Genomic DNA, 17,202 nt, shown 5'->3' with positions numbered 1-17,202 from the left:
AGCCCTGGGCTTATATCCGACGGATATAAGCTCTAGGCTTATGCGATGACCTCCTCCGATGTCGTCGCCGTGCTCCTGGATCTGGTGACCTCCCGCTCCCTCGTCGACCGCGCGGGTGCTCAGCGCGAGATCGAGCGGGGCTTCGCCGAGGTGGAGGCCGCGGTCCCGGCGATCCAGCCCCTGCACCCGACGGTCGGCGACGAGTTCCAGGCGATCTACCCCTCCGTCCACGCCGCGCTCCGGGCGACGCTGCAGGCGCGCCTCTCGCTCCCGGCCGGCGTCGACTGCCGCGCGGGCATCGGCCTGGGCGAGGTGCGGGTGGTCGGGTCGGGGATCGCCGGGGACCTCGAGGACGGGTCCGGCTGGTGGCGCGCGCGCGAGGCCATCGATCGCGCCCACGCGCTCGAGGACGGTGCCGTGCCCACGGCCCGCGGATGGTTCGTCGCCGGGGACTCCGGCGAGGCGGCCGTCAACGCCTACCTCCTCTCCCGCGACGCGCTGGTCGGAGCGCTCAGCGCGCGCGATCGCCGACTCGTGCTGGGGAGCCTGCGCGGAGCGTCGCAGAAGGAGCTGGGCGAGCAGGAGTCGATCTCGCAGCCCGCCGTCTCGCAGGCGCTGCGGCGCGCGGGAGCGGGCGCCCTCCTCGCCGGCGCGCGCCTGCTGGAGGAGACGTGCTGACGGCGCTGCTGCTCGCCGTGATCGGCCTCGGCGACCTCGCGCGCACGCACCTCCGCCGCCGTGCGGCCCTCCTCGCGATCCCCGTGCTCGCCGCCGCAGCCGTGACCGCAGCGCTCCTCGCCGGAGCCCCGCCGCTCGGTGCGGCGATCGTCGTCGTCCTGGCCGGAGCCTGGCTGCTGACGACCACGACCGTCGAGAACGCGCGGCCGCCCGGGGGTCTGCGTCCGGCCGTCGCCCTCGTCGCGGCGGTCCTGGTGCTGACCGCTGTCGACCGCGCCGTCGGCATCCCGACGGGGCCGCTCGCGCCGACCATCGTCGCGAGCACGCTCCCTCCGATCGAGCAGCTCGCTCTGGCGGTCGGAGCCGGGCTCTTCCTGCTGGAGAGCGGCAACGTGATCGTGCGGGCGGCACTGTTCCGCGAGCTCCCGCAGGCCGAGCCCGCGCCGCGTCCGCGCTGGAGCGAGCGGTTCGCGCGTCGGGAGCCGGCCGACGCCCGCCTGCCGGACCTCCAGGGCGGGCGCACGATCGGACCGCTGGAGCGGCTGCTGATCGCCGGCCTCACGCTCGCCGGAGCGATCGGCCTCGCCGGTGCCGTGCTCGCGGCCAAGGGGATCGTGCGCTTCCCCGAGATCTCCCGCGACGGCGGCAGCGGCGAGAAGGCGGAGTACTTCCTGGTGGGCTCGCTCGTCAGCTGGGCGCTGGCGCTCGGCTGCGCCGGACTCGTCGCGATCGCGGGCCGCTGACCTTCCTGAGGCCGGGGGAGGCGGGCCTCAGCCGCGGAGGCCGAGGACAGGCAGCAGCTGCGACAGGTCGAGGCCGCCGACGACGAGGTCGGCGCGCTCGCGCACCAGGGGCTTGGCGTTGAAGGCGACCGCGAGGGAGGCGACCGCCATCATCTCCAGGTCGTTCGCACCGTCGCCGACGGCGATCGTGCGCTGCGGCGGGACGCCCGAGACCGCCGCCCACTCGCGGAGCGCCTCCGCCTTGGCCGCGGCGTCGATGACCTCCCCGTCGACCGCTCCGGTCAGCAGGCCGTCCCCGCAGCAGAGGCGGTTGGCCCGGACGAAGTCGAGGCCGAGCGCACCGGCGACCGGGTCGAGGACCTCGTGGAACCCTCCGGACACCACACCGACGCGGCCGCCGGCGGCGTGGACGCCGGCCACGAGCTCGGCGGCGCCGGGCGTGACGCGGACGCCCGAGCTCACACCGGGGAGCACCGACTCCGGGACCCCGGCGAGAGTGGCGACCCGCTCGCGGAGGCTCTCGCCGAAGTCGAGCTCGCCGCGCATCGCCCGCTCCGTGACGGCGGCGACGCGCTCCTCGGAGCCGGCGTGCACCGCGAGGAGCTCAATCACCTCGTCCTGGAGGAGGGTGGAGTCCGCGTCGAGGACGACGAGGAAGCGGGCAGGCGTCGCAGGACGCTCACTCATGGGCCGGTCCGATCGGTCGGGTGGGCGCGCCGGGGCGCAGAGCTCGACCCGCGGGGGTGCTACGGGTGGACGACGACGCCCTTGCCGACGACGGTGATGCCCGACTCGGTGACGGTGAACCCGCGCTCGCGATCGCGGTCGTGGTCCACGCCGACTCGAGCACCGGGCTCGACGACGACGTCCTTGTCGAGGATAGCGCGGACGACCAGCGCGTCCGGGCCGATGCGGACCTTGTCGAAGACCACCGAGTCGGTGACCGTCGCGTTCGACTCGATGACCGTCCAGGGCCCGACGACGCTGCGCTCGATGTGCGCGCCCGAGATCACGGTGCCGAGCGAGACGACCGAGTCGACCGTCGATCCCATGTTGCCCTTGCCGTCGCGGACGATCTTGGCCGGCGGGGAGTTCAGCTGCGACGAGAAGATCGGCCACTGCTGGTTGTAGAGGTTGAAGACCGGCAGCGCCGAGATGAGGTCCTGGTGGGCCTCGAAGAAGGAGTCGATGGTGCCGACGTCCCGCCAGTAGTAACGGTCGCGGTCGGTCGAGCCGGGGACGTCGTTGAGCTTGAGGTCGTAGACGCCCGCCTCGCCGCGCGCGACGAAGTCGGGGATGATGTCGCCGCCCATGTCGTGGTCAGACGTGGAGGACTCGCCGTCGCGGATGACCGCGTCGATCAGGGCGTCCGCGTCGAAGACGTAGTTGCCCATGGAGGCGAGGACCTCGTGCGGGGAGTCGGCCAGGCCGACGGCGTCCTTGGGCTTCTCGAGGAACTCGGAGATCATCGTCGGGACGATGCCGTCGCCCGCCTCGTCACCGGCGAGCTGGATGACGCCGAACTGGTCCGCGAGCTCGATCGGCTGGCGGATGGCCGCGACGGTCGCCTTCGCACCGGACGTGATGTGCGCGTCGATCATCTGCGAGAAGTCCATGCGGTAGACGTGGTCGGCGCCGACCACGACGACGATGTCGGGCTTCTCGTCGCGGATCAGGTTGAGGCTCTGCAGGATCGCGTCGGCCGAGCCGCTGAACCAGCGCTTGCCCAGGCGCTGCTGCGCGGGGACCGAGGCGACGTAGGAGTTCAGGAGCCCGGAGAGGCGCCAGGTCTGCGAGACGTGGCGGTCGAGCGAGTGCGACTTGTACTGCGTCAGCACGACGATCTGGGTGAGACCGGAGTTGATCAGGTTGGACAGCGCGAAGTCGATCAGCCGGTACTGCCCGCCGAACGGCACCGCGGGCTTGGCCCGGTCCGCCGTGAGGGGCATGAGGCGCTTTCCCTCGCCGCCGGCGAGGACGATGCCGAAGATCTTCTTTGACTGCATGGCACCACAGTAGGGGCTCGGGCTTCCCCGTGGACCCCGGCTGTCGCCGGGGGAGCGCCCTGTACTACGGTTCGGGGGTGCGAGTCGATCTGCTGACCAAGGAATACCCGCCCGAGGTGTACGGGGGAGCCGGTGTCCACGTGGCCGAGCTCACCAAGGCGCTGCGCAGCGACCTGGAGGTCGTGGTGCGCTGCTTCGGCGCGCCGCGCGAGGAGGAGGGCACGTTCGCGTACTCCGTCCCCGCGGAGCTCGCCGAGGCGAACGGCGCGCTGCAGACCCTCGGGGTCGACCTGCAGATCGCGCAGGACGCGGCGGGGGCCGACCTGGTCCACTCCCACACCTGGTACGCCAACGCCGCGGGGCGTCTCGCCCAGCTCCTGCACGGCATCCCGCACGTGGTCTCGGCGCACAGCCTCGAGCCGCTGCGTCCGTGGAAGGCCGAGCAGCTCGGCGGCGGCTACCGCGTCTCGAGCTGGATCGAGCGGGAGGCGTACGAGAACGCCGACGCCGTGATCGCGGTGTCCGGCGGCATGCGCGAGGACATCCTCCGCTCCTACCCGGCCCTGGACCCGGCGAAGGTCCACGTGGTATACAACGGCATCGACCTCGACGCCTGGCACCCGGTCGAGGACGAGGCCGTCCTCGCCGAGCTGGGCATCGACCCCTCGCGCCCCTCCGTGGTCTTCGTCGGCCGCATCACCCGGCAGAAGGGCCTGCCCTACCTGCTCCGCGCTGCAGCGACCCTGCCTCCCGAGGTGCAGCTCGTGCTCTGCGCGGGCGCCCCCGACACCCCCGAGATCATGGCCGAGGTCACCTCCCTCGTCCGCAGCCTCCAGGAGGAGCGCACCGGCGTCGTCTGGATCGACCGGCATCTGCCGCGCCACCAGCTCTCCGCGGTCCTGACGAACGCGACCACGTTCGTCTGCCCCTCGATCTACGAGCCCCTCGGCATCGTCAACCTCGAGGCGATGGCCTGCGGTGCGGCGGTCGTCGGGACGGCGACCGGCGGCATCCCGGAGGTCGTCGACGACGGCGTGACCGGCCGTCTCGTCCCGATCGAGCAGGTCACCGACGGCACCGGCACCCCCGTGGACCCGGAGCGCTACGTCGCCGACCTGGCCGCCGTCCTCGCCGAGGTCGTCGCCGACCCGGAGACGGCGAAGCGGATGGGCGCCGCGGGCCGCGAGCGCGCGCAGAGCCACTTCAGCTGGACGCAGATCGCGCGGGACACCCGGGCGATCTACGACTCGCTCGTCTGAGCCTCCCGGCCGCCTCCTTTAGAATGGCTCCCATGCCCAGCGTTGTCTCGTTCGTCGATGTGTCCTTCGTCCGGAACGGCAAGCGGATCCTCGACCACGTGTCGTGGGACGTGGCCGAGGACGAGCGCTGGGTGATCCTCGGCCCCAACGGGGCGGGCAAGACCTCGATCCTGCAGATCGCCGCCGCGCAGAACTACCCCTCGACCGGTGCCGCGCACCTGCTCGAGGAGACCCTCGGCCGGGTCGACGTGTTCGAGCTGCGTCCGCGCATCGGCTACGCCTCGACCGCGATGGCGCGCCGCCTCCCGGCCGGCGAGAGCGTGCTCGACGTCGTGATGACCGCCGCCTACGCCGTCACCGGCCGCTGGAACGAGGGCTACGACGCGATCGACGAGCGCCGCGCCCGCCGCGTGCTGTCCGAGTGGAAGCTCGAGCACCTCGCCGAGCGCACCTTCGGGACGCTCTCGGACGGCGAGCAGAAGCGCGTCCAGATCGCCCGCGCGATCATGACCGACCCCGAGCTGCTCCTGCTCGACGAGCCGGCCGCGAGCCTCGACCTCGGCGCCCGCGAGGAGCTCGTCCAGCTGCTGGGCGGCTTCGCAAAGGACCCGGCATCGCCCGCGATCGTGATGGTGACCCACCACGTCGAGGAGATCCCCGACGGCTTCACCCACGCCCTGCTCCTCCGCGACGGAGCGGTGGTGGCGGCGGGCCCGCTGGCCGAGTCCCTGACCGAGGCGACGCTCGCCGAGACCTTCGGGCTCGACATCGCTCTCACCCGCGAGAACGGGCGCTTCTCGGCCCGCGCCCGCGGCTGACCCCGGCTCCGGGGTCCGGGCGCGGCGCGACTTCTGCACACGCTGCCGGTCTGGTATTCTCGGTAGCTGGTTCGGGCCCGTTCGCGGTGCGCCCGCCCTCATCCACCCGTTCCCGTCGACGACAGGTGCGGTTCAGGACCATCGACGACAGGACACGACCATGAAGACCGACATCCACCCCGAGTACTCCGCGATCGTCTTCCGCGACCTCGCGTCCGGTGAGACCTTCCTCACCCGCTCGACCGCGAAGAGCAGCAAGACGATCGAGCTCGACGGCGTGACCTACCCCGTCATCGACGTCGAGATCTCCTCCGCCTCGCACCCGTTCTACACGGGCAAGCAGCGCATCATGGACTCGGCCGGCCGCGTCGAGAAGTTCAACAGCCGCTACAAGAACTTCGGCAAGTAGCACTCCTCGAAGGGCCCTCGACCTCACGGTCGGGGGCCCTTCGTCGTTCCCGCGGGGCGGTCCTCAGTAGCGGTAGAAGCCCTCTCCGGTGGCCGTTCCGAGGCGGCCGCGATCGAGGTACTCCGTCTTCAGGTGGGCGGCGAAGGCCTGGGAGGCCTCGTCCGGGGCCGCGGCGGCGATGTTGTAGGCGGTCCGCAGACCGACGACGTCGAAGATCTGGAAGGGTCCGAGAGGGGCGCCGGTGCCGATCCTCCAGGTCTTGTCGATGGTCTCGTGGTCGGCGTAGCCGCCCATGAGCAGACCCGACGCGGCGTTGAGGAGCGGCACCAGCAGCGAGTTCAGGACGTAGCCGGCCTTCTCCTTCTGCAGCCTGATGGGCTCGAGGCCGCTGGAGACGGCGAACTCCACGACGGCGTCGACCACGGCGGGGTCCGTGTCCGCCGTCCCCATGATCTCGGCCGTGTTCTGCGCCCAGACGTGGTTGGCGTAGTGCAGCGCGAGGAACCGGTCGGGTCGGCCGGTCGAGGCCTTCAGGTCGCTGGGGAGCAGCGTGGACGAGTTGGTCGCGAAGACCGTGCGCTCGGGAGCGAGCGCACCCAGGCGGCCGTACAGCTCCTGCTTCAGGCCCAGGTCCTCGGGGACGGCCTCGATCACGAGGTCGGCGTCGGCGACAGCCTCCGCGAGGTCGGAGGTGAGGCGGAGGGAGTCGAGCGCCTCCTGCGGTCCGCCGGCGACGCCGCCGGGCACCGACTCGTAGACGCCCGCGAGACCGCGGAGCCGCTCGCGCGCCGACTCGAGGACGTCGTCGGAGAGGTCGTAGACGGTGACGGCGAAGCCGTGGAAGGACGACTGGAAGGCGATCTGGGAGCCGAGCACTCCGCTGCCGAGGACGGTGACCGTGCGGATCGTGGGCATGACTTCTCCTTGCGAGAGGGGGGGAGGGGGAACACGTGCTCACCCGATCCCACAGCGCCGCGGTCCGCGGAGCGAGGGCTTGCGCCGACGGGCGGGCCGTGGCCGTCGGGGAGCCGGCGCGGTAGCGTCCCGGCATGGTGTCCTTCGCCGACAAGCCGATCCTGCCGTTCACGACTCCTGAAGAGTGGGACGCCTACCTCCGCGGCGAGCCCGACCCGGACGGAGTCCGGCTGAAGCTGCGGAAGAAGGCCGCCGTCGATCCGGGGATCACCTACGCCGAGGCGCTCGACATCGCGCTCTGCCACGGCTGGATCGACGGTCAGGCGGGAGCCTTCGACGAGCAGTTCAAGCTCCAGGCCTTCACCCCGCGGCGTCGCGCTAGCCCGTGGTCCAAGGTCAACCGCGATCACGTCGCACGGCTGCTGGCGGAGGGCCGGATGCTGCCGGGCGGGCTGGCCGAGGTCGAGCGGGCACGCGCCGACGGGCGCTGGGACGCGGCCTACCGGCAGCGCGATGCGGAGGTGCCGGACGACTTCCAGCGGGCGCTCGACGCGGATCCGCAGGCCCTGGCCTTCTTCGCGACCGTCGGCGGGCAGAAGCGCTTCGCGTTCCTCTTCCGCCTCTCGCAGCTGAAGCGGGCGGCGACGCGGGAGCGGCGGATCGCGGAGTACGTGGCGCTCCTGCGCGAGGGGCGCACGCTGACCTGAGGGGTCAGTGGCGGACCGGCCAGCCCCCGTCGGCGACGAAGGACTCGTCGCGGACGCGGCGCATGTACTCCTGGAAGGACTCGGCCTGGGTGCGGCACCAGTCGACCTGGAGCGCGTGCAGGGCCTCCGCGCCGACTCCGAGCTCGTCGGCGAAGGCGCGGCCCAGCGCCTGGGCGACCCGACCCGCCGCGATCGCGTCCGCGCCCGCGTCGTGCGCCTCGGTGAGGGCGACGCCGTAGTGCTCGGCGGCGAGGGTCAGGGTGCGCTTGCCCTTGCGGTAGCGGTCCACCGCCTTGTCGATCACGAGCGGATCGACGACGGGGCTCGGGTCGAGCAGCACGGGCACGCCCCAGCGGCGCGCCTCGTGGGCGAGGAGCGAGAGGTCGTAGGGGGCGTTGTAGACGACGACCGGGATGCCGCGGGCGAGGAGCGAGCGCAGCGCCTCGGAGATCTCGGCCACGACCTCGCCGGCGGGGCGGCCGTGCGCGCGGGCGTGCTCGGTGCTGATCCCGTGGACGGCGGAGGCGCCGGCCGGGATCTCGACCCCGGGATCGGCGAGCCAGGTCGTGCCCTCGATCGGCTCGCCCGCCGCGTCGATCACGCCGACGTGCGCGGTGACGATGCGGCTCGTGCGGACGTCGATGCCGGTGGTCTCGAGGTCGAACACGGCCAGCAGATCGAACCACCGCGCCCCCTCGGAGGGGACGAGCTCCTGCTCGGCGTCGTCGAACAGCATCGGCTCGGTCTGCGTCTCGGTCGTTCCGGTGGTGCTCACGCCGACAGCCTAAAGGGGGCCTCCGACATCGGCCGGAGGCCCCTCGGCGTGCTGCCGGGTCAGCGGGCCTCGTGCGCCTTGGCGACGTGGAGCCAGAAGAAGCCCTGCGTGCCGAGCGTCATCGTCAGCGTGCCGTCGTCCGAGAATCCGGGGAAGCGGCCGCCGCCGAACAGGTCGCTCAGCGTCGATCCGGGGTTCTCGGGGTCGGTGATCGTGACCGAGACCGGGTTGTGGTTGAAGCTGAAGACGCAGAGCACCTCCTCGGGCTGGTCGCCCATCTCGGAGCCCGAGCCGGCGTAGTCCCGCACGAAGGCGAGCACCGACTCGTGGTCCGTCTCCAGGACGCGCATCGACCCGAGGCCGAACGCCGGGTGGCCGCGGCGCACGTGCAGGACGTTCCGCATCCAGTGCAGCAGGGAGCGGGACTGCGCCAGCTGCGCCTCCACGTTGACCTGGTTGTAGTGGTAGACGAGCGACTGGACGATCGGCTGCACGAGCTTGCCGGGGTCGGCTGCCGAGAAGCCGGCGTTGCGGTCGGGCGTCCACTGCATCGGCGTGCGCGACGCGTCGCGGTCGTTGAGCCAGATGTTGTCGCCCATGCCGATCTCGTCGCCGTAGTACAGGAACGGGCTGCCGGCGAGGGAGAAGAGCAGGGCGTTGATCAGCTCGAGCTCGGCGCGCGAGTTGTCCAGCAGCGGCGCGAGCCTGCGGCGGATGCCGATGTTCGAGCGCATCCGCGGGTCGTAGGCGTACCAGCCGTACATGGCCTGGCGGTACTCCTCGGACACCATCTCGAGCGTGAGCTCGTCGTGGTTGCGGAGGAACACGCCCCAGGCGGCGCCGCTGGGGATGTCGAACGTCTCGGAGAGCACCTTCTTCAGCTCGTTCGCCGTCTGCGCGCGGAGGGAGTAGAAGATGCGCGGCATGACCGGGAAGTCGAACGCCATGTGGCACTCGGGCTCCTCCTCCGTGCCGAAGAACGCGGCGACCTCTCGCGGCCACTGGTTCGCCTCGGCGATCAGGATGCGGCCGGGGTAGTCGCGGTCGACCATGGTGCGGAGGTTCTTGATGAACTCGTGGGTCGGCGGTTCGCCCTCTCCGTTGCCCTCGTCGGACTCGTAGAGGTAGGGGATCGCGTCGAGCCGGATGCCGTCGACGCCGAGGTCGAGCCAGAACTTGACCACGTCGTGGATCGCCTCGTGCACGGCGGGGTTCTCGAAGTTGAGGTCCGGCTGGTGCGAGAAGAAGCGGTGGAAGTAGAACTGGCGGCGCTCGGCGTCGAAGGCCCAGTTCGAGTCCTCGGTGTCGACGAAGATGATGCGGATGTCCGGCCACTTGTCGTCGGTGTCGTTCCAGACGTAGAAGTCGCCGTAGGGGCCCTCGGGGTCGGACCGGGACTGCTGGAACCACTCGTGCTGGTCGCTGGTGTGGTTGAGCGGGAAGTCCATCACGATGCGCATGTTGCGCTCGTGGGCCTTCCGCACGAGGTCGCGGAAGTCCTCCATCGTGCCGAACTCGGGGAGGATCGCCTTGAAGTCGGAGACGTCGTAGCCGCCGTCGCGCAGAGGCGACATGTAGAACGGCGGGAGCCAGAGGGCGTCGATCCCGAGCCACTGCAGGTAGTCGAGCTTGGAGGCGAGCCCGTTGATGTCGCCGGCGCCGTCGCCGTTGGAGTCGTAGTACGACCGGATCATCACCTCGTAGAACACCGCCCGGCGGTACCACTGGGGGTCGAGGGCGAGTCCGGGGAGTTGGATCGGCGACGTGAAGCTCACGGTGCTCCTTCTGCTGCTGCCTGAGCGGATGACCGTCTCGCGAGACGGGTGGGCGGTGCGCCGTGTTGCGAGCGCGTGATCATGCTCCCGGCTCGGATCGAGGCCACGCAAGGCGTTGCGGCCAGATCTTCGACGGGGTTTCCCTACGATAAGGAACGCGATGACCACTCCCTCCCCCTACGCCTCCGATCTCGGCCGTGTCCCCGTCCGCGAGGCCGCGGTGGACGTCGCCGGATCCCGCACCGCCTACTGGACCTACGGCGCTCCGGACGCCTCGACCGTCCTCGTGCTGGTGCACGGGTTCCGCGGCGAGCACCACGGCCTCGAGCCCGTCGTCGCCCGTCTGCTCGCCGGGGGAGCGGACGTGCGGGTCGTCGCTCCCGACCTGCCCGGCTTCGGCGCCTCGACCCCGATGACGCGCCTGCCGCACGACGTGGACGGCTACGCCTCCTGGCTCGGCTCCTTCCTCGACGCGCTGGGGCTCCGCGGCGAGGCGGCCGTCCTCGGCCACTCCTTCGGCTCGATCGTCGCGGCCGCGGCCGTCGCGGACGGGCTGCCCGCTCCGCTCCTGGTGCTGGTCAACCCGATCGGCGCGCCCGCCCTGCAGGGTCCGCGCGGCGTCCTGACCAGGCTCGCCGTCCTCTACTACCGGCTCGGCGCGCTCCTGCCGGGGCCCCTCGGACGCCGCCTGCTCAGCGACCCGCTGATCGTGCGGGTGATGAGCCTGGCGATGGTGAAGACGAAGGAGCCGGCGCTGCGACGCTTCGTGCACGACCAGCACGACCGCTACTTCAGCGCCTTCGCCTCCCGCGACACGGTCCTCGAGGCGTTCCGCGCCTCCGTCTCGCACGACGTCGGCGAGTACGCCTCCCGGATCGGCGTGCCGACGCAGCTGATCGCCGCGGCGCAGGACGACATCACTCCGCTCCCGGCGCAGTACCGCCTGCTCGAGAGGCTGCCGCACGCCCGCCTGCACGTCATCGACGGAGTCGGCCACCTGATCCACTACGAGACGCCGGACGAGGCCGCCGCCGTGCTGCGGACGGCCCTCGAGGAGGGGATCGACCGATGAGGATCGTCGTCGACTGCCGGTACACCCGGCTCGAGCGGCACGACGGGATCAGCCGCTACACCGCGGAGCTCGTCCGCGAGCTCGCGAAGCTGCACGACGTGACCATGCTGATCAGCGACCGCCGCCAGCTCGCGATGCTCCCGTCGCTCCCGTGGGAGCGCGTGACCGGGCCGACCAGCCCGTTCGAGCCGTTCGTCGCGCTGCTGGTGAACCGGCTGCGGCCCGACGTGGTCTTCTCGCCGATGCAGACCATGGGCTCGCTCGGCCGCCGCTACCGGCTCGTCCTGACCGTGCACGACCTCATCTACTACCGCCACCGCACTCCGCCGCGCGACCTGGCCGCTCCCGTGCGCGCGCTCTGGCGGCTCTACCACCTCGCCTGGTGGCCGCAGCGGAGGCTCCTCCAGCGCGCCGACGCGGTCGTCACCGTCTCGGAGACGACCCGCGACCTGATCCGCTCCCACCGCCTCACCACCCGGCCGGTGGTCGTCGTCCCGAACGCGGCGACCGAGCCCGACGAGGCGAGCGCCGCTCTGGCGGGATCGCTGCCCGACCGGTCGGCCGCGCGCTCGCTCGTCTACATGGGCTCGTTCATGCCCTACAAGAACGTCGAGACGCTCGCGCGCGCGATGCGGCTGCTGCCCGACTACGAGCTGCACCTGATGAGCCGGGCGAGCGACGAGACCGTCGAGACGCTCCGGGCCCTGGCGCCGACCGCGAAGCTGGTGTTCCACCAGGGGGCGCCGGACGCGGAGTACCGTGCGGTGCTCGCGCGGGCGACCGCTCTCGTGACGGCGAGCAGGGACGAGGGCTTCGGGATCCCGCTGGTCGAGGCGATGGCGCTCGGGACGCCGGTCGTGGTGAGCGACATCCCGATCTTCCGCGAGATCGCCCAGGACGCCGCCGTGTACGTCGACCCGTCGAGCGCGAAGGGCATCGCGGACGGCGTGCGGTCGCTCGAGGACGGCGCCGTGTGGCGGACGCACTCGGCCCGGGCGAGGGAGCGGGCCGCGGCCTTCTCCTGGCGCGACTCCGCCCGGGTGCTCTTCGGGCTCCTGCAGGACCTCGGCCGGCGCTGACGCGGTCCGGCGATCGGACCGCCTTCGGGAGGCGGGCCGTCAGGCTCCCGGGGCCGGGCTGAGCACGTCGTCGAGGTCGACGTCCGCCACGACCACGTCGCCGGAGTCGTCGACGCCGACGATGCGCAGTGCCCCGTCGACGATCGCGAAGTCGTGCCGGGAGCCGTTGCCGACCGAGACGCCGTGCACGGGGAGGTCCTCGCTGCTGAGCGCGCGGATCAGGCTGCCGATGACCGCACCGTGCGTGGCGACGACGACGGACGCGTCGGGGAAGCGCTCGGCCACCTCGAGCAGCGCGGCGGTCGCCCGCTCGACGACCTCGGCGCGGGTCTCGCAGCCGGGGATCGGCGCGCGCTCGATGCCTCCGGGGAAGCGCTCGGCGAGCTCGGGACCGGTCATCCCCTCCGCCTCGCCGTAGGCGCGCTCGGCCAGGCCCGGCACCGCCAGCGGCTCGTCGAGTCCGAGACCGCGCGCGATGATCGCTCCGGTGTCGAAGGCGCGCTGCAGCGGACTGGCGACCACCGCGTCGAAGCGCCGGTCGGCGAGCAGCCGCGCCGCCGCCCGCGCCTGGGCGCGCCCGGTCGCGTTGAGCGGGATGTCGCTCCTGCCCTGGATGCGCCGGGCGGCGTTCCAGTCGGTCTGGCCGTGGCGGACGAGGGTGAGCTGGGTCACAGGGGCCTCTCGGGAGGTCGGGTGCGGAGCGGGCGGGAGCTCAGAGGGCGGCGGTGCGGCGCGCGGGCAGGCGCTCGGCGAGCTCGCGGAGCACCTCGCTGGTGCCGCCGTCGATCTTGATGCTCGCGCGCGAGTCGCCCTTGGTGGTGCCGCGGTTGACGATCACGATCGGCATCCGGGCGCGACGGGCGATCTCGAGGAAGCGGATGCCGGAGTTGACCACGAGCGACGAGCCGGCCACGAGCAGCGCGTCGGCGCCCGCGACGATGGCGCGCGCCTCCTCGAACCGCTCGGTCGGGATGAACTCGCCGAAGAAGACGATGTCCGGCTTCAGGATCCCGCCGCAGACCGTGCACTCGGGGACGGTCATCGCCGAGACGTCGTGGACCTCGGCGTCGCCGTCGGGGTTGAGGGAGGAGACGTCGGGGTCGTCGAGCCAGGGGTTGAGCGCCTCGATCCGCTCGGCCACCGCGTCGCGCGCGAAGTACTGGCCGCAGGTCATGCAGCGCACACGGTCCGCCGAGCCGTGCAGATCCACCACGCGGCGCGAGCCGGCCCGGACGTGCAGGCCGTCGACGTTCTGGGTGACGACGCCCGTGAGCAGGCCGCGCTCCTCCAGCCGGGCCAGGGCCCGGTGGCCGTCGTTGGGGAGCGTGCTGGTGAAGCGGCGCCAGCCGAGCTGGCTGCCGGCCCAGTACCGGCGGCGGTAGTCGGGGTCGGCGACGAACTGGGAGTAGGTCATCGGGCTGCGCACCGGTGCCCCGGCTCCGCGGTAGTCGGGGATGCCCGAGTCGGTGCTCATGCCCGCGCCGGTGACGGCGGCGATGCGGCGCCCGCTGAGGAGTTCGACGGCCTGCTCGACCGCGAGCGCCTCGGGGCCCTCGGCGACCGGTGTCGGACTCGACTCCATCCGCGCCTCCTTCGAGGGCCGTTCGAGCGGCCCCTGGACGAGTTTAGTCCGCGCCGTGCCCTAGATTGCCGGGATGCCGATCGTGCACATCACCGACCTCGACCACCCGCTCCTCGCCGACTACCACCGCCTCACCGACGTGGCGCTGCGGCGGGTGCTGGAGCCGGAGGGCGGTCTGTACATCGCCGAGTCCGCCAAGGTGATCGAGCGGGCGCTCGACGCCGGGCACCGTCCCCGCTCGGTCCTGGTGCAGGAGAAGCGGCTGCCGGACGCGGCCGGGGTGCTCGAGCGTCATCCCGAGGTGCCGGTCTTCGTGGCGCCGGATCCGCTGATCGAGGAGCTGACCGGGTTCCACCTCCACCGCGGAGCGCTCGCCTCGATGCACCGTCCGCCGCTGCGGCCGATGGCCGAGCTGCTGGAGGGCGCGCGCCTCGTCGTGATCCTGGAGGACCTGGTCGACCACACCAACGTCGGCGCCGTCTTCCGCGCCGCGGCCGGCATGGGCGCGGACGCGGTGCTCGTGACGCCGCGGTGCGCGGACCCCCTGTACCGGCGCAGCGTCCGGGTGAGCATGGGAACGGTCCTGCAGGTGCCGTGGACGCGCACCCCCGAGTGGGCACCGGCTCGCCGCGCTCTGGAGGAGGCCGGGTTCTCGGTCGCCGCGCTGGCGCTCGCTCCGGACGCGGTGCCGCTCGACGAGTACGCGGCGGCTCGCCCCGAGCGCGTCGCGATCGTCCTGGGCGCCGAGGGGGACGGGCTCAGCCGCGCGGCGCTGGACGCCTCGGACACCGTCGTCACCATCCCGATGCTGCACGGCGTCGACTCGCTCAACGTGGCCTCGGCGAGCGCCGTCGCACTGTGGGCGCTGACCCGCGGGCGCTGACCGCCCGGCTCCGGCGCTCGGCGGCCCCGCGGTGACCTGCTGCTGACGCTCCCGCCGCTGGATCGGGGTCGGTGCCGCGCGTCACCCGCCGCGTCCGACGACGGGGCGGCGTCCGGGACGGGTGAGAGGCCCGCCCGTACGATGACGGGGTGACCTCCCCGACCCGATCCGACGACGCCCTCGACCTGTTCGGGGAGCCCGCCGCGCCGGAGCCGCGACCGCGTCGACGGCGCGGGGCGGTCGTCGCCGGTCTCGTCGCCGCGACCGTGCTGGTCGGCGGAGGCGGTGCCTACGCGACCAACGCGGCGACCGCGGAGCTGCCGACGGCGAGCGCCGTCGCGGTGGACCCCGTCTCGAGCACCGTCGACGCGCCCGCTCCGGCCTGGCCGGCCTACGGCTCCGGCGCCGTGGCGGCCGTGGGCATCGACGGGACGGAGGAGGACGGGCTGCTCGCCCGCTACGGCTCCACCGGAACCGTGCCGACGGGGAGCATCGCCAAGGTCGTCACCGCTCTCGTCGTCCTCGCGGCGAAGCCGATCGCAGAGGGGACGGACGGGGAGACCATCACCTTCACGAGCGCGGACGTGCAGTACTACAACGACACCCTGGCCGAGAACGGCTCGAACGCTCCGGTCACCGCGGGTCTGCAGCTGACCGAGCGGGAGGCGCTGACCGCCATGATGCTCCCGTCCGCGAACAACTACGCGAAGTCCCTCGCGATCTGGGCGTACGGCTCGGAGGACGCCTTCCTCGCCGCGGCGCGCGGCTGGCTCGACGGGCAGGGGCTCGAGCGGACCTCCCTCGCCGACACCAGCGGGCTCTCGCCGGCGACGGTCAGCACGACGGCCGAGATGGTGCGCCTGGGCGAGCTGCTGATCGCGGACCCGGTGCTCGCTCCGATCGTCGCGACGCCGACCGCGGTCATCCCGGGGGTCGGCGAGGTCGACAACACCAACTCGCTCCTCGGCCGCTCGGGAGTGGACGGTATCAAGACGGGGACGACCGACGAGGCGGGCTCGTGCCTGCTGTTCTCGCTCGACGCGACCGTCGAGGGCCGGCCGGTCACCCTCGTCGGCGTGGTGGTGGGCGCGCGCACGCACCCGCAGCTCGCCGCGGACGTGCTGACCCTCGTCCCGACCGTCGAGGCGGGCTTCCGGACCGTCCCGCTGACCGTCGAGGGCCAGGACTACGGCACCCTCACGAGCGCCTGGGGGGAGACGGCGACGGCCGAGACCGCGGAGGCGCGGTCCGTGCTGGTGTGGGGTGCGGTCTCGACGTCGACCACGGTCGCCCTCGATCCGCTCGAGACCGTCGCCGACGGCGAGCGCGTGGGGACCGCGACCGTCGACGTCAACGGCACCCCGTACGAGCTTCCCCTCGTCGCCGACGGGTCGATCGAGGACCCGGGCTTCGCCTGGCGCCTCGGCCACCCGGCCGAGCTGTTCGGCTGAGCGCGGGGCGAGCCGCCGCCTCCCGGGAGCGGATCAGGCCAGGGGATCCGCGGCCCGGTCGCCGACGATCCGCACGCCGGCGGTCGCGATGTCCTCGGCGACCTCCTCCGGCGTGGCGTTGCCCGGCACGACCGAGCCCGGCTCCGAGGCCGCGGGATCGATGCTCCAGCGCTCGGCGGAGGGCCGCTTGGCGGTGATGAAGTCGCCGGAGGACTGGTGGCGGACTCGGCGCAGCACCCACGGCACGAGGTACTCCCGCGCCCACTGGATGTCCTCCGTGCGGGCGGCACGCCACGTGCGGGCGTGCAGCGGCTCCGGGGCGAGGGGGCGCAGGTCGTTCTCGACGTTCAGCGACTCGAGGACCATGCGCGCGACCTCGTGGTGGCCGTGCGGGTTGAGGTGCAGGCGGTCCGGCGCCCACATCCGCACGTCCTGGATCTCCTGGAGGGACCACTGGTCGGCGACGATGCAGTCGTACCGCTTGGCCAGCGCCCGCAGGTTCTCGTTGTAGATCGCGACCTTCCCGCGGATCCGCCCGAACACGGGGGAGAAGCCCACGTCCACTCCGGTGAAGAGGACGACGGTCGCCCCGTCGGAGCGGAGCCGGGCGAGGCCCGACTCGAAGCGGGACGCGATGTCGTCGGGGTCCGTCCCCGGGCGGATGACGTCGTTCCCGCCCGCGGAGATGGTGATGAGGTCGGGGCGCAGCTCCAGGGCGGGCTCGACCTGCTCGTCGACGATCTGCTGCAGGAGGCGGCCGCGCACCGCCAGGTTGGCGTAGGCGAAGTCCTCGTTCTGGCTGCCCAGGACCTCCGCCACGCGGTCCGCCCAGCCGCGGTGCCCGCCGGGGCTGCCGGGCTCGGGATCGCCGATCCCCTCGGTGAAGGAGTCGCCCAGGGCGACGTAGCGGGACCACGGATGACGCTGCTCGACCATCCCTCCATCATGCTCCGCACCAGGCCGCCGGTGGCACGGCGCGACACGCCGTGCGCCTCCCGGCGGGCCGCGGAGACCGAGCCGCTGTCGGAGGCGTCGGCTAGATTCGGTCCA

At 72.5% G+C, this 17,202-nt stretch carries 18 protein-coding genes; 10 read left to right on the top strand and 8 right to left on the bottom strand.

What is annotated here, in order from left to right; translation table 11 throughout:
* Nucleotides 1–45 precede the first annotated feature (45 nt).
* Both C5C54_RS04775 and C5C54_RS04770 read left to right on the top strand, forming a co-directional pair.
* A complete protein-coding gene (locus C5C54_RS04775; RefSeq protein ID WP_104287905.1) occupies nucleotides 46–678 on the top strand; it encodes a SatD family protein in 633 nt (210 codons plus the stop codon).
* Entirely contained in the window at nucleotides 672–1,421 is a 750-nt protein-coding gene (locus C5C54_RS04770) for a hypothetical protein (protein ID WP_104287904.1), read from the top strand. Before C5C54_RS04775 ends, C5C54_RS04770 begins: the two co-directional genes overlap by 7 nt.
* A gap of 27 nt (nucleotides 1,422–1,448) precedes the next feature.
* On the opposite strand, the gene serB is transcribed toward C5C54_RS04770, so the two are convergent.
* Together serB and C5C54_RS04760 are read right to left on the bottom strand one after the other, a co-directional pair.
* On the bottom strand, nucleotides 1,449–2,108 hold the full coding sequence (serB, locus tag C5C54_RS04765; RefSeq protein ID WP_104287903.1) for a phosphoserine phosphatase SerB: 660 nt from the start codon (nucleotides 2,106–2,108) through the stop codon (nucleotides 1,449–1,451).
* 59 nt (nucleotides 2,109–2,167) lie between these two features.
* Nucleotides 2,168–3,427 (bottom strand): glucose-1-phosphate adenylyltransferase, encoded by a 1,260-nt coding sequence (locus tag C5C54_RS04760; protein WP_104221960.1) that lies wholly within the window; start codon nucleotides 3,425–3,427, stop codon nucleotides 2,168–2,170.
* A 77-nt stretch (nucleotides 3,428–3,504) separates the two neighbouring features.
* Between C5C54_RS04760 and glgA the strand changes: the two genes are divergently transcribed.
* The 3 genes from glgA (at nucleotide 3,505) to C5C54_RS04745 (ending at nucleotide 5,913) form a co-directional block, all read left to right on the top strand.
* Complete coding sequence (gene glgA, locus C5C54_RS04755) at nucleotides 3,505–4,686, top strand: glycogen synthase (RefSeq protein ID WP_104221962.1); 1,182 nt, start codon at nucleotides 3,505–3,507, stop codon at nucleotides 4,684–4,686.
* A gap of 32 nt (nucleotides 4,687–4,718) precedes the next feature.
* On the top strand, nucleotides 4,719–5,504 hold the full coding sequence (locus C5C54_RS04750; protein ID WP_104221964.1) for an ABC transporter ATP-binding protein: 786 nt from the start codon (nucleotides 4,719–4,721) through the stop codon (nucleotides 5,502–5,504).
* Between the two features lie 160 nt (nucleotides 5,505–5,664).
* Entirely contained in the window at nucleotides 5,665–5,913 is a 249-nt protein-coding gene (locus tag C5C54_RS04745; protein WP_068253003.1) for a type B 50S ribosomal protein L31, read from the top strand.
* 63 nt (nucleotides 5,914–5,976) lie between these two features.
* Here C5C54_RS04745 and C5C54_RS04740 read toward each other — a convergent pair whose 3' ends face one another.
* Complete coding sequence (locus C5C54_RS04740) at nucleotides 5,977–6,828, bottom strand: 3-hydroxyacyl-CoA dehydrogenase (protein ID WP_104287902.1); 852 nt, start codon at nucleotides 6,826–6,828, stop codon at nucleotides 5,977–5,979.
* Between the two features lie 134 nt (nucleotides 6,829–6,962).
* On the opposite strand from C5C54_RS04740, the gene C5C54_RS04735 reads away from it, so the two are divergent.
* The gene (locus C5C54_RS04735; protein WP_104232624.1) at nucleotides 6,963–7,535 is read left to right on the top strand and encodes a YdeI family protein; all 573 of its coding nucleotides are present in this window, start codon (nucleotides 6,963–6,965) and stop codon (nucleotides 7,533–7,535) included.
* Between the two features lie 4 nt (nucleotides 7,536–7,539).
* On the opposite strand, the gene C5C54_RS04730 is transcribed toward C5C54_RS04735, so the two are convergent.
* Together C5C54_RS04730 and treS are read right to left on the bottom strand one after the other, a co-directional pair.
* Nucleotides 7,540–8,271 (bottom strand): 3'-5' exonuclease, encoded by a 732-nt coding sequence (locus C5C54_RS04730; RefSeq protein ID WP_104222136.1) that lies wholly within the window; start codon nucleotides 8,269–8,271, stop codon nucleotides 7,540–7,542.
* Between the two features lie 98 nt (nucleotides 8,272–8,369).
* The gene (gene treS, locus C5C54_RS04725) at nucleotides 8,370–10,085 is read right to left on the bottom strand and encodes a maltose alpha-D-glucosyltransferase (protein ID WP_104221970.1); all 1,716 of its coding nucleotides are present in this window, start codon (nucleotides 10,083–10,085) and stop codon (nucleotides 8,370–8,372) included.
* Nucleotides 10,086–10,245: 160 nt separating this feature from the next.
* On the opposite strand from treS, the gene C5C54_RS04720 reads away from it, so the two are divergent.
* Together C5C54_RS04720 and C5C54_RS04715 are read left to right on the top strand one after the other, a co-directional pair.
* Nucleotides 10,246–11,157: an alpha/beta fold hydrolase gene (locus tag C5C54_RS04720; RefSeq protein ID WP_104250357.1), complete on the top strand. Its 912-nt coding sequence runs from the start codon at nucleotides 10,246–10,248 to the stop codon at nucleotides 11,155–11,157.
* The gene (locus C5C54_RS04715; RefSeq protein WP_104225279.1) at nucleotides 11,154–12,236 is read left to right on the top strand and encodes a glycosyltransferase family 1 protein; all 1,083 of its coding nucleotides are present in this window, start codon (nucleotides 11,154–11,156) and stop codon (nucleotides 12,234–12,236) included. The genes C5C54_RS04720 and C5C54_RS04715 overlap by 4 nt, the downstream gene beginning before the upstream one ends.
* A 39-nt stretch (nucleotides 12,237–12,275) precedes the next feature.
* Here the strand turns inward: C5C54_RS04715 and C5C54_RS04710 are convergent, their stop codons facing one another.
* Nucleotides 12,276–12,908: a histidine phosphatase family protein gene (locus C5C54_RS04710; RefSeq protein ID WP_104232621.1), complete on the bottom strand. Its 633-nt coding sequence runs from the start codon at nucleotides 12,906–12,908 to the stop codon at nucleotides 12,276–12,278.
* 40 nt (nucleotides 12,909–12,948) lie between these two features.
* Complete coding sequence (locus C5C54_RS04705) at nucleotides 12,949–13,818, bottom strand: Sir2 family NAD-dependent protein deacetylase (protein ID WP_104250355.1); 870 nt, start codon at nucleotides 13,816–13,818, stop codon at nucleotides 12,949–12,951.
* A 73-nt stretch (nucleotides 13,819–13,891) separates the two neighbouring features.
* Between C5C54_RS04705 and C5C54_RS04700 the strand changes: the two genes are divergently transcribed.
* A complete protein-coding gene (locus C5C54_RS04700) occupies nucleotides 13,892–14,701 on the top strand; it encodes an RNA methyltransferase (RefSeq protein ID WP_104232619.1) in 810 nt (269 codons plus the stop codon).
* Nucleotides 14,702–14,850: 149 nt separating this feature from the next.
* A complete protein-coding gene (locus C5C54_RS04695) occupies nucleotides 14,851–16,152 on the top strand; it encodes a D-alanyl-D-alanine carboxypeptidase family protein (RefSeq protein WP_104287901.1) in 1,302 nt (433 codons plus the stop codon).
* Between the two features lie 33 nt (nucleotides 16,153–16,185).
* On the opposite strand, the gene C5C54_RS04690 is transcribed toward C5C54_RS04695, so the two are convergent.
* On the bottom strand, nucleotides 16,186–17,088 hold the full coding sequence (locus C5C54_RS04690; protein WP_104287900.1) for an SGNH/GDSL hydrolase family protein: 903 nt from the start codon (nucleotides 17,086–17,088) through the stop codon (nucleotides 16,186–16,188).
* Nucleotides 17,089–17,202: the final 114 nt, after the last annotated feature.

Source organism: Rathayibacter sp. AY1F2 (assembly GCF_002930885.1).
Taxonomy (GTDB): domain Bacteria; phylum Actinomycetota; class Actinomycetes; order Actinomycetales; family Microbacteriaceae; genus Rathayibacter.
The sequence above is the reverse complement of the archived record's forward strand: the minus strand, read 5'-3'. Positions and strand labels throughout refer to the sequence as shown.